The sequence below is a fragment of the Pseudophaeobacter sp. genome (genome assembly GCF_048267565.1).
GTDB classification, from domain to species: domain Bacteria; phylum Pseudomonadota; class Alphaproteobacteria; order Rhodobacterales; family Rhodobacteraceae; genus Pseudophaeobacter; species Pseudophaeobacter profundi.
The window spans coordinates 255647-267124 of record NZ_JBLWXG010000005.1; the positions used below are offsets into that span (position 1 = coordinate 255647).

Sequence of the window (11478 nt, forward strand, 5' to 3'; positions counted from 1 at the left end):
GCTCCATTCTCTCATTGCATCCGGGCGACCCAGAGCTCCGAGGCGATCAGCTCCGCCTCCGAGCAGCTGGATCCCGCGTTGATCCGCTGTTTCGCCGGGTTGAACAGCACCGTGCAGCCCGACGACCAGCTTGCCTCGACCTCGCCCGTCGGGCGAACGTAGAGCGAAGGAGCCACGGGACTGCTGCTGGGGATGCTGACGCCGGGCTGGCCCGAAGCCGCCGGCCCGCCGCTCTCGCGCAGGTAGGCCCCCGAAACCCAACCATCCTGCGCCCCGTCAGGTGTCTGGACATGGCACCAGCGGGCATCGCCGCTGCCCCGGCAACCAAGATTACGCAGGACCATGCCGTTGGGCGCGCGCGCGACGATCGTGTTCGCAGTGCCAGCGCCGGTACGAATGTTCAGGTAATCATTCGCCGGAATCCCCGTCACCTCCCAGAAATCCGGACCCATGGCTGCGCTTTCCGAGCTGACCTGAGGTGTGCTGGCCTGCCCCTGACCACCGGATTCAGCAAGGAATCGCCCCGCGACCCACCCCGAAAGAAGTCCGTTCGGGCTTTCGACATGGCACCAGCGGGCGTCGCCATTGCCGCGGCAGCCGAGGTTGCGCAAGACCTGACCGTGGTTCGCGCGCCCGACAACCGCGCCACCAGCGGACGGGCCGGAGCGGATGTTCAGCCCTCTCGCGGTCACGTCCCAGAAATCGGGTCCGTCGGCATTTCCGTCGGCAAAGTCCGGTTCCGGCGGGGTGATCGCGCCGCCGATATGAATCGACAGGGAATAGTCGGCGGTTTCCTCGCGCCGCGCCGCGTTGCGCATCAGGAAGACGCGGATGGTGTACTCCCCATTCGCTGGCAGAATGCCGTCAAAATGCGTGCCATCCGATGCTCCGACGAACAGCGCGCTGTCCGCACCGGGGGCCATGATGTTGAAATAGTTGCTGAGGTTCGACGTGCCTAAGTCGACGACCATGCGCTGACCTGCGCTGGCGCCAAGCTTGTAGTCGATCCCCTCGTGCCCGGTGATGCTGTCCCGAATGACGGTGCCGGACGTGCCCACATCGAACTGCACCTGCCGGGTCTCCATTGGTTGGCTCAGCGCCGGCGTTGCCAACGTCGCCGCGAGGCACAGCGCCGCAAGCATAGGTCGGAAGATCATATATATCGTCTCCTCAATCGGATATTGGGAGCGGTCAACTGCCGCTCGGAAATGTGGTGGCTGCGCCCAATACAGCGCGGCGGGTAGGAAGGCAGGCGCTGTCTCATCCCTGATGGTCGTCCTGCGGCGGATCGGATGGATCGGTATCGATCACGTCCTCGGCAGATGAGGTTCCGGGATCCGGCGGGGGGGCGTCATCAAGGGCTGATCCCGCCCCCTCATCGAGCCCGACCAGCCGGGCGCCATCCACCCCGTCTGGCGGGAAACCATCGCCTGCAGGAATACCAAGAGCCTCTGCGTAAGGATCCGCGGTCGCATCGAACTGGTCGGTCGGCACGGCCTCCGGCGGAGCGGTGCCCGCTATCGCGCTGAGGTACGGGTTACCCGGTTGCGGCGAGCCCACAGGAGCCTCGGGCGCATCGGACTCTCCTGACGATGAGGAAATGCCAACCTGGTCCTCCGCGTCCGGATCCGTCACGTCGCCCCCATATAACGCCGTGTGCTGCTCCGCATCACCTTCGTCACCAGACGCCGTTCCCTGCTCTGCAAGATCGGCGATCTCCTCCGGTGCTGTCGCAGCATCCGGCGCATCGTCGAAAATTGCTTCGGCACCCGGCGCCGGAGCAGGCGCGGTCGGGTCCGGATCCATCGCGACGGGTTCGTCCAGCGTGGTCACGACGACCGAGCCATCCGGCCCGGTGCTCTCGACCTGCAGCGACACGCGGAAATCGCTGTTGTCTCCCGGCGGCAGCTGTGCCATCATCGCATCGGTCGCCCATCCCGCGAGGTCGATCTGCTGCGTCGGTCCGCTCACTGTGACGGAGTTCATCCCGTCGCTCACCACCGTCCCGGCAAGAAAGCCCGACACGACAACCCCGCTGACGCGGTCATCGGGATCGGTCGGTGTGCCCGGATCGATCTCCAGCTGCAGCATCGCGCCCGGCGGCGGCACGGCAAGGCCCGTATCGACAGGAATGGTGCGGGTACTGAGCCCCCCGAACTCGGTCAAGCTGTGGACCCCCGCCGCGTCGATAATCTGCCCGCCGACGCTGCGCACATCCACCAGAAGCCCCGCACCGATCCCCACCTGTGACGCCAGCGGCCCCGCCGCGACCTGATGATCGGTCAGCTTGTGATCGACCATTGCGAGGTTGAAGATATCGCCCTCGTAGTGCTCGTGTGGGTAGAAGACCGGGTTGTTGCTGTTCACGTGCTGCACCTTGCCGCCGACGACCAGGTAGAGATCATCAGGCATCATCTCGCCCCGGAGATACCCGCCCATCGTGGCGTGCAGCACTCCATTGTCATAGAGGTTCAGATCGCCCGACGGGCTGTCCCATGTCAGCGTAATGCGGTGGCTGTCTCCGTCGCCGAGATTGATGCCGGTGATATGGTCATTCGCTCCGCCAACCCTGAGGTTGCCGGGGTTCCACAGCGTCAGGAAGTTGTTCTGGTTGTTCGGGATCGGATCGCTCGGCGAGCCCATGTTGAACACGACGGGGCCCTGATAGTTCTTGGTGTCGGGCACCGGGTCGGCGACGACCGTGAACTCGATGGTGAACTCGGGCACGGCAGAACCTTGCACCTGGTCAATCTCGATGCGTCCCAGCTCGCTCGACGGGCCGGTGTTGATCACCTCCTGCTGCGCGGAAAGCACCAACCGTGGTGCGGCGTTGTCGGTCACCTGTGTGATATCGATCAGGGCGGGCACGGTCACCTGCTCTGTGCCGTCGCTGATCGTGACGTTGAACGGCACTGCGTCCTGCGCGAAATCCGCCGCCGGGATGAAGGTAAAAGTGCCATTGCCATTGTCCGTGACGACTCCATTTGCGGCATCGACGCTCACGCCCGCGATGGACAAGGCATCCCCGTCCGGATCGCTGGCGTTTGTGGCATACAACAGCTCGGCGGTGGTCAAGGTGCGCGGCACGTCCTCGGCGGTCGCGCCCAGATTGCCGGGCGTGGCCACCGGCCCCATGTTGCTGCCGGCGATGGTCACCGTCAGCGCGTGAGGCGTACCGTCGACGCTGGTGATGGTGACGCTGTCGGTCAGGCGGTCGCCTAAGCCGAGCGCCTGGATCGCGTCCTGACCGTTCAGCGCGCTGTAGGTCCATCGGCCATCCGCAGCCAGCGCAAAGCTGCCATAGGTTCCTGCAATATCGGTATGCGGCACGAAGGCGTCCTCGCCGCTGTCCGGATCCGTGATGTCCAGGTTGCCGTAGGTGATCAGAGAGCCCTGGGTCACGTCGAGGTCTTCGGTCACGCTACCTCTGTCGATGCCGGTGATGACCGGAATATCCCCGGTTCCCGAAATGGTCACGGAAAGATCATGCGTGGTGCCGTCAATGCTGGTGACGGTAAGGCGGTCCTCGAGCGTTCTGCCGGGCACCAGCGCCTGCACCTCCGACAAGTGGTTATCAAGCTGGTAGCGCCACTGCCCCGTTTCCGCCATGAAGAACCGACCATAGCCGCCGGAACCTGTGTCCCCTGACACCGGATTAAACTTCGCTTCCCCGGCATCCGGGTCGAGCACGGTCAACTGCCCGGTGGCAGTTGGCACCATGTCCTCGGTCACGGCGCCTTTATCCGCGCCCGCAATGACCGCAGGGTCACCGACAGGTTTCAGGTCCATGACGGCGGCCGCCGAAACCACGGCCCCATGGGTGTCGGCGCCCTCGAAGGTGAAGGTCACCGGGCCGGCGTAATCCGCGTCGGGCTGGAAGGTCCAGGAGCCGTCGACATTCGGCGTCACAGTCCCATGATCCGCGGTCGGAGTGCCGACGACATGCAGTCCATCACCTGCGTCTGGGTCCTGCATCATCGCCAGCAGCTGTGTCGCGGTTATGATCCGCAGACTGTCCTCATACCCTGCAGGTAATGTTACCGCCCCTGACACGACGGGCCGATCGTTCTGCCCGATGATCGTGATCTCGAGCGTCGCGGACGCCTCCGCGCCCTGCTCGTCGGTCACGCTGACCGGGATCTGCATGCGCAGCTGATCTCCCTCACCAAGCGACTGGTACGCCGCATCCGACGGGTCGAACCGCCAGCCCCCATCGGTGAACAAAGCAAAGCCGGCCGGCGCCGCGCCTTCAAGGCGGTAGGCAAGTGTCTTGCCAGCGTCGATGTCCGATCCGTTCAAATGTCCCGTCACGACTGGCCCGTCTTCGTATGCGTCAAAGGGATCGGCTGTCAGAACAGGGCCATCGTTGCTGCCCTTAATTGTCACCGTCAAGTCGTGCGTCGTGCCGTCGACGCTGCTGATCGTGACGCTGTCTGTCAGCCTATCGCCCACGCCAAGCGCCTGTATCGCGGCCTGACTGTTCAACGCACTGTAGGTCCAGCGCCCATCCGCAGCCAGCGCGAAGCTGCCATAGCTGCCGCTGATGTCCGTGTGCGGCACGAAGATGGCCTCACCAGCGTCTGGATCCGTGATGTCCAACACGCCGAACGTGATCAGATCGCCTTGGATCACGTCCAGATCTTCGGTCACCTGACCTGCGTCGTCCCCGCCGATCATCGCGGGACGATCAGGCTCCGGCGTCGGTGTCCCTTGATCTACCGGCTGCGGCTGCGGGTCCGGGGTGCCCTGCGGGATCGGCGGAGGCTCCGGCGTGGGTGTTACCTGGTCCACCGGCTGCGGCTGCGGCACCGGGGTGCCCTGCGGGATCGGCGGAGGCTCCGGCGTGGGTGTTCCCTGGTCCACCGGCTGCGGCTGCGGCACCGGGGTGCCTTGCGGGATCGGCTGAGGCTCCGGCGTGGGTGTTCCCTGGTCCACCGGCTGCGGCTGCGGCACCGGGGTGCCCTGCGGGATCGGCTGAGGCTCCGGCGTGGGCGTTCCCTGGTCCACCGGCTGCGGCTGCGGTTTCGCAGTGCCTTGCGGGATCGGCTGAGGCTCCGGCTTGGGCGTTCCCTGGTCCACCGGCTGCGGCTCATGCCCTGGGGTCGTGTACGGGGACCGCTGCGCTTCAGGTGTGAGCCTATCCGGAACGATGGGCTGATGCGTCGGATCGAGCGTGCCATGCGAATGCAGCTCCAGATCATTGGGCGGCCTCACCGCCACCGTCGGATGCAGTTCGGGCTGCGGAGTTATCCGCGGTGGCATAGGTGCAGGGGGTGTCGGAACGTCGGCCCCCTCGATGGGCACATCAGGCCGCAGGCCGCCCTGCCGCCCCGTGCCGCCTTGATCCGGTGGATCGAGAGCCGGAGGACCAGACGGCGATCTCTCATCCGGCACCGTCTCGCCCTCACCGCCCGCAGCATCGGGCACCCTCGTCTCGTCGCGCCAGCCGAAAGCCTCTTCGGACTGACCATGACGGGGTTCCCTCGCGTCTGTCGGCGTTCCGGTCATACGCGACCAGAGCCGGTGCAGAAGGCCAGAGGCGGATTTATCGTCTCCGGGCGATGATCCGGTCATGTCGTCCCCCCCCTATCGCTCGGTCAACGCAAGATCGAGATTGGTGAAGACCGGCTTCCACAGATACGCGAAGACAGTCTTGCTGCCGGTGGTGATATCCGCCTCGCCCGTCATGCCCGGCAGCAGGGTGAAGCGCTGAGGATCGTCCCCGAAGAAGGACCGCGGCAGCTCGATCAGCACCTCGTAGTGGGAGGCCCCGTGGTCATCGGTCACCGTGGTCGGAGAGACCTCGGAGACCCGCCCCTCGAGCGCCCCGAACCCGCTGAAATCGAAAGCATCGATTTTGAGCCTCACCGGCTGTCCAACCGTCACGAAGCCAACGTCGCGTGGAGTGATCGCGCCCTCGAAGCGCAGCGACACATCGCGGGGCACGATCTCGGCCACCAGACCGCCCGCCTCGATGAAGCGGCCGACCACGGTCTCCGGCAGGCTTTGGACGATGCCCGCTACCGGGGTTCTGAACTCGGTTTGAGCAAGGCGTCGGATCAGCCGCGCGATGCGCTCAGCCACCTCGAAAAGGTCGCTGTTGACCTCGGCAATCCGTGCGCTGGCGGTGTCGGCTTCGCCTACGTCGACCTCGGCAAGGCGCTGTTCGAGCTCGGCCATGCGGGCTTTCAGGACCGCAGCGCGCCCGGTCAGTTCAGCGAGCTGGAAGTCGTAGTCCGCCTCGATCTGGATCGCCTCGACGAGATCGGCCTGTGGCGCCAGCCCCCGCTGCTGAAGGCCCTCGAGCATACCGACGCGTTCGCTTGCCGCGGCGCGCTGCCGCTCCACCGCCGGGCGCTCCGAGGCAATTGCGTCAAGTTCGGCGCTGGCCGAAATGATCTGCTGCTGCACGAGGTTTCGTGCATTGTCGAGATAGTCCTTCCGGGCCTCGAATACTGCCATCTCCCGTGCGATCGCGTCGTCCACGTCGTCAGCGGGCAGACCCAATTCACGCGCACTTGGAACCTGTGGCAGCGAGGGGAAATCCGGCTCGACGGCGCGCGCCCGGACCGGACCGAAATCCGGCATCCTGCCCTCGACAAGCGCGGTCAACCGCTCGCTCTCCAGCGCCAGCCCGAACGCCTCGCTGCGCGCCTCGCGCAGTTGCGACAAGAGTTCCGCCGCATCGAACTCGACGATGAGCTGCCCCGCCTCGACTTGCTCACCAAGCACCACGTGAACCGCTCCGACCGCGCCGCCGAATTCGCTCTGCAAACGCTGGGTGGAGCCTTCGGGCTGCACCGCGCCGCGTGCGCGCACGACCTCATCCACCGGGGTGATTATCGTCCAGCCGATCAGCAGCCCGAGGCAGCCGAGCACCGCAAGGCAGGCGATCCGCGCCAACCGGGCCACCGGCGCGTCGTTCAGTTCAAACCGCTCGAGCGGCGAGGTTTCGGCTCGATCTGCCATGCTGTCAGACAACCCCCTGTTCGTTGCACTCGCCGTGACGGGCGGGGCCGAAGTGACGCAGCAGCCCGTCGTCGAGATAGATCGCGTTGTCCGCGGCCGGGATCAGCGAGAGATCATGGGTGGAAAAGAAGACCGTGGCGTGACCACGGACGCTGCGCAGGAATGCCACGAAAGCCTCGCGCTCGGCGGGATCGGCACAGCCGGTCGGATCGTCCAGCAGAACCAGCACCGGATCGCACCGCGTAGGCGCGGGGCGGTCCGGCGGCGCCAGTTCTCCGGCCAGAACCGCGTCGATGGTGGCGCGCGGAGACCACGTGCCGACCTCTGACAAGGCCCAGGGCGCCCCGGTCCCCGATCCGCGCTCGGCCAGCGCCGGCAGGATCAAGGAGGCCAGCTCAAGCTCTGCGGGGTCGTACTGGCGCAGCGTGACACCATCCAGCAGCACCTGCCCCGATTGCGGAGCGAGGCTACCCGAGAGCAGCCGTAGAAGCGTGGTCTTGCCGGCACCGTTCGCACCGATGATCACGTTGACGCTTCCCGGCGCGACGCTGAACGACAAGTTGTTCAGCGCCGGTTCGGTCTCGGCATCATAGCGAAAATAGGCGCCCTTCACGTCGAACTGTGGCGCGCGGCGCGGCACCGACTGAAGGGCCACCGAGGCGGGACCCGCAAGCTCGCTCGCAACCGGCGTCTCCAGCGAGCGCAGGGCCAGACGAATGGATTGCAAGCGCGGCAGCGCGATGAAGAGCGCCTGCGCCGGGCCGGTGATCCGCCAGGTCAGCAACATGGTCGCCACGAGGGCGCCCGAGGTAATCGTGCCGCCGATGGCAAGCCAGACACCAACAGCCAGTGTCGCCAGCGCCGCACCGGTGCCGAGGATCGCTCCCAGCGCCATAACCCCAGCCGAGCGCAGCCCGCGCGTGTAGCTCCCACGGGCCGCATGCGCGGCCTGTTCCGCCAGCCGACCCAGCCAGACGGCGCCAAGCCGATTTTCCATGATCTCCGGAGCCTTTACCCCGAGCTCGTGCAGCATGGCAGCGCGGTCCCTGCCGGCCTGCGCCAGCATCGGGTCAGCGCCGGAACGGTCCCGAGAAACCAGCAGGGCCACCCCCATCATGAGCAGCAGGTAGAGCGCCGGAACCAACACGAGGATGCCACCGAGCAGTCCGATCATGAAAATCGACAGCAGCACGAAGGGCGCGTCAAATACGGCGGCCGTATTCGACGATGCAAAGACATCCGCGCCCCGCCGCGCCGCCGTGATGCGTGCCTCAATGCTCTCTCTGGACTGCGCCAACACCGCCCGCAACGGCAAGCTCAGCAGCCGGGCCTCGGCGGCGGCACCGGCGAGCGTGGCCAGTCTGGCGTGCTGGGCAGCGAGATAGTGCGCACGCACCAGACGCAGCAACGCAACACAGGCCACGGCGAGGCCCGCCCCCGAAAGGACCGGCAGCAGCGAGCCAGCCGCCCCCACCCCCAGCACCCGGTCGAAAATGGCCATGGTGAACAGCGGCACGAGAAGCGCGAACATGGATGAAGAAGGAGAGCACCAGCCCCGTCCGGAGCCCGTGGCGCAGGCGGCGCAAGAGTACGTCGCGCGTGATGTGATCGCGATCCGCCTCCGGCGACCGGTAGATAAACAGCACACGCCCTGCATCGCCGAGCACCTTGCGGACGTCCGGTTGAGGGACCTGCGAACTGGTGAGGGTGATCTCCTGCCCGTTGATCCGCGCCATGGCGACCGCTTCCTCCCCCCAGAGCGCCACAATCGCCCCGTCGCCGCCATCCTGCCAGGTGCGCGGCGGCGCGCTGCCAACCTCGCTCGGCAGGCAGAGGCCGCTCAGAAGCATCGAGGCGTCATCGAGCGTGTCCAGCACGCCCTGCGGCGGCAGGGCGCTATCGAACACCGCAGGGGCCCGCTGCCATCCCAGGCAGCCCAGCACCTCCGACAGCAGATGCTCGAGCGCGCTGCGACGTCGACCGGGGGGCTCAGGTCGAGTCGGCTGCCCTGCATCCGTCTTCAGGGCAGCCGATGCTGCGATTCCGTCGGCGACGTTCATGCCGCCACCTGCGCGGGTGCTGGGGAGCCGTCGGCATCGACTGGCGAAAGTTCCCGCCCGTCAAGCACGCCCTCGCGCGTTAGAATGATAACCGTGGTGCGGGCCGAAACCTGCCGCAGAAAGGCAAGGAGCCGGTCGACGCCGTCCTTGTCGAGTGCATAGGTGGGATGGTTCAGGACCACCAGCCCGGGTGCCCCGGCAAAGGCACGAACCAGGCCGATCCGCTTGATGGCACCGCTCGACAACGGCGCACCAAGTCAGCTTCCGACCTCTGTCTGGTACCCCTTGGCAAGTCGCCCCACCGGCCGCTGCAATCCGAGCGCCTCGCTCATCTCCATGGCGAAGGAAGTCCGCGACGGATCGAACCCGGTAACATTCCCGAGAATCGTACCGCAAAACAGGCTGGGCATCGCCCGCACCATGGCGATCCTGGACGCTCGCGCTTGCCGCGCGACCTCTCCGGGTCCGGCGCCGGTCAGCGAGAACGGATCGCTCCCATCATGCAGCGCCTGACGAAGCGCATCGTAGAATGCGACAAAGGCCGCATCCGCATCGTCGAAGCTCGGGAACGCCACGACCGCCAATTCCCCCGGAGCGACCTCGATCCGCCGCCCTTCCGGCCCGAGCCAGGACAGGCCAAGTGGAGCCTCCTCGGCAGCCTCGTCCCTGGCCCACATGTTGCCCGGGACGGTCTCGGCCATCACCTCCTGCAACACCCGATGCGCCGAGGCGGCTGTCTGGCGACGCGCCAGCCCGGCAAGCAGCCCGACCAGACCCGCGACGGCGCGTTGGCCAAGGATCAGGCAGGCCGCCAGAGCGCCGACGGTCATGTTGCCCTCAAGCACTTGGAGTGCCCCCAGGCCAAGCACCAGGACGGCCGTTGCCAGGCTGGAGATCTGCGTCAGATCGACGAGTCGGCCGGTCTGGCGCTCGGAGCGTTCGGTTGCCGCGGCCCCGGCCCTGGCGGTCTGGCGCAGACCGGCCATGAGTCGACCCGGCAGGCCCTGCGTGCGCAGCAGCTCGATGCGCGCGAACGCCGCCGTCAGAAGTGACGTCCACATAGATTGTGCCGCGAATCGATCGGCCACGGCTTGCTTGTTGAGATAGGCGGCGCGAAAGGCCAGCGCGCCGATAACACCGATCACCGCCAGAGGCGCAAACACCACCGTCCCGCCCAGAAACCAGACAAGGGCCAGAAAGGCGATTGCAAAGGGCGCGTCGAACAGCCCCATCAGGGTCCGCCCCTCGAGAACTTCGCGGGATCGTGCGACGGTGGCGAAAAGCCCGTCAATCCGCCCGGCGCCCATGCGTCCGAACGCCTCGCGCGGCATCGCAAGGACATGTCTGGCGACGCGAAGCGACAGGCGATGTTCTTCCGCGCTGCCGATGCGCGCGAAGATCGCGAACCGCGCGAGACCATCCAGCAAGAGTGCGATCAGGACCGCTGAAAACAGCACCGCGGCGGTGCCGAGCGCTTGGTTCGGAATGATGCGATCGTAGACCTGGATGAGCGACAGAGGCAGTGCGAGGCCGAGAATATTCGACAGAAGCGACAGCGCAACAATCCAGAAGCGTGGCATAGGTGACCTCCACAACCCACAGGTTCACACTACACAGTCGAGACGCCAACGCAAATAAAAGTGACCCCACCGGACATTTTGGTAAGTATTTGGGCGCAGGTTGGAACAGAACTGCGTTATCTAAAGGGGCGTATCGGAGGTAGATTCTGAGATCTAATTCTCCCCTGCGATATGCGAAGGCCCACTCGTCGAACTCAACACGCTGCATGGGCCTCTCGACCTGCAGGCCCATGCCTACCGGTGCGAATTGACGGTTTGCAGCCTGACGGCCCTGCCTTGTCAACGTCACATCGAATGGGTTGAGCTTACGGATTGCCTGCCGCACGGTTTCGCGAGAGGGGCAAACAAGTTCCGGCTGCCCTTCGGAACGGCGCTTATTGTTCTCGTCGTCGAAGGCGTCTTTCACCTCCCCGAAAATCATCGCCTGAGATGGCTGTTGATCATTGAGGTATTTGCTGACGATCCGCCCCATAATCATCAGCTCATCCGCAGTAAGGCGCCGGTCACGGTTTCCCCGCGCAGTCGTCTTATCGTAGAGCCCTGCCAGACCAAAGCGCCGCTCTTTACGCTCCCATTCAATCACCGTCTTGGCACCCAGCTTTCTTGGAACGGCAAGACTTTCACTGCTGTCTTCCGGATGGCCCTCGGCCAAAATTTCTCCAACACGAAGTTTGATAGCCCTAGGTTCAGGACTGATACCCAATAAATGACAGTTGCGGCGAGGGCGATTGCCGGAAGGAAGACTTTGGGGCAGCGGTCATATCGGGTTGCGACCCGTCGCCAGTCTTTCAGCCTGCCGAACATGATCTCGATCCGGTTGCGACGCTTGTACCGTCGCTTGTCGTATTTCACTGTCGTCTTGCGTTGCT

Annotated in this window: 6 protein-coding genes and 1 pseudogene; all 7 read right to left on the bottom strand. The window is 65.5% G+C overall.

Translation table 11 applies throughout. From position 1 onward, the window contains the following. Positions 1-11: 11 nt before the first annotated feature. Entirely contained in the window at positions 12-1157 is a 1146-nt protein-coding gene (locus ACN0VH_RS13880; RefSeq protein WP_417700906.1) for an SH3 domain-containing protein, read from the bottom strand. Positions 1158-1260: 103 nt separating this feature from the next. After that, entirely contained in the window at positions 1261-5079 is a 3819-nt protein-coding gene (locus tag ACN0VH_RS13885; RefSeq protein ID WP_417700907.1) for a VCBS domain-containing protein, read from the bottom strand. 507 nt (positions 5080-5586) lie between these two features. Next, the gene (locus ACN0VH_RS13890) at positions 5587-6969 is read right to left on the bottom strand and encodes an HlyD family type I secretion periplasmic adaptor subunit (protein WP_417700908.1); all 1383 of its coding nucleotides are present in this window, start codon (positions 6967-6969) and stop codon (positions 5587-5589) included. 4 nt (positions 6970-6973) lie between these two features. After that, positions 6974-8500 (bottom strand): ATP-binding cassette domain-containing protein, encoded by a 1527-nt coding sequence (locus ACN0VH_RS13895; RefSeq protein ID WP_417700909.1) that lies wholly within the window; start codon positions 8498-8500, stop codon positions 6974-6976. 525 nt (positions 8501-9025) lie between these two features. After that, the gene (locus ACN0VH_RS13900; RefSeq protein WP_417700910.1) at positions 9026-9274 is read right to left on the bottom strand and encodes a hypothetical protein; all 249 of its coding nucleotides are present in this window, start codon (positions 9272-9274) and stop codon (positions 9026-9028) included. 12 nt (positions 9275-9286) lie between these two features. Next, entirely contained in the window at positions 9287-10609 is a 1323-nt protein-coding gene (locus ACN0VH_RS13905; protein ID WP_417700911.1) for an ABC transporter transmembrane domain-containing protein, read from the bottom strand. Between the two features lie 696 nt (positions 10610-11305). Then, a pseudogene (locus tag ACN0VH_RS13910) lies at positions 11306-11478 on the bottom strand (transposase); the annotation flags it as partial.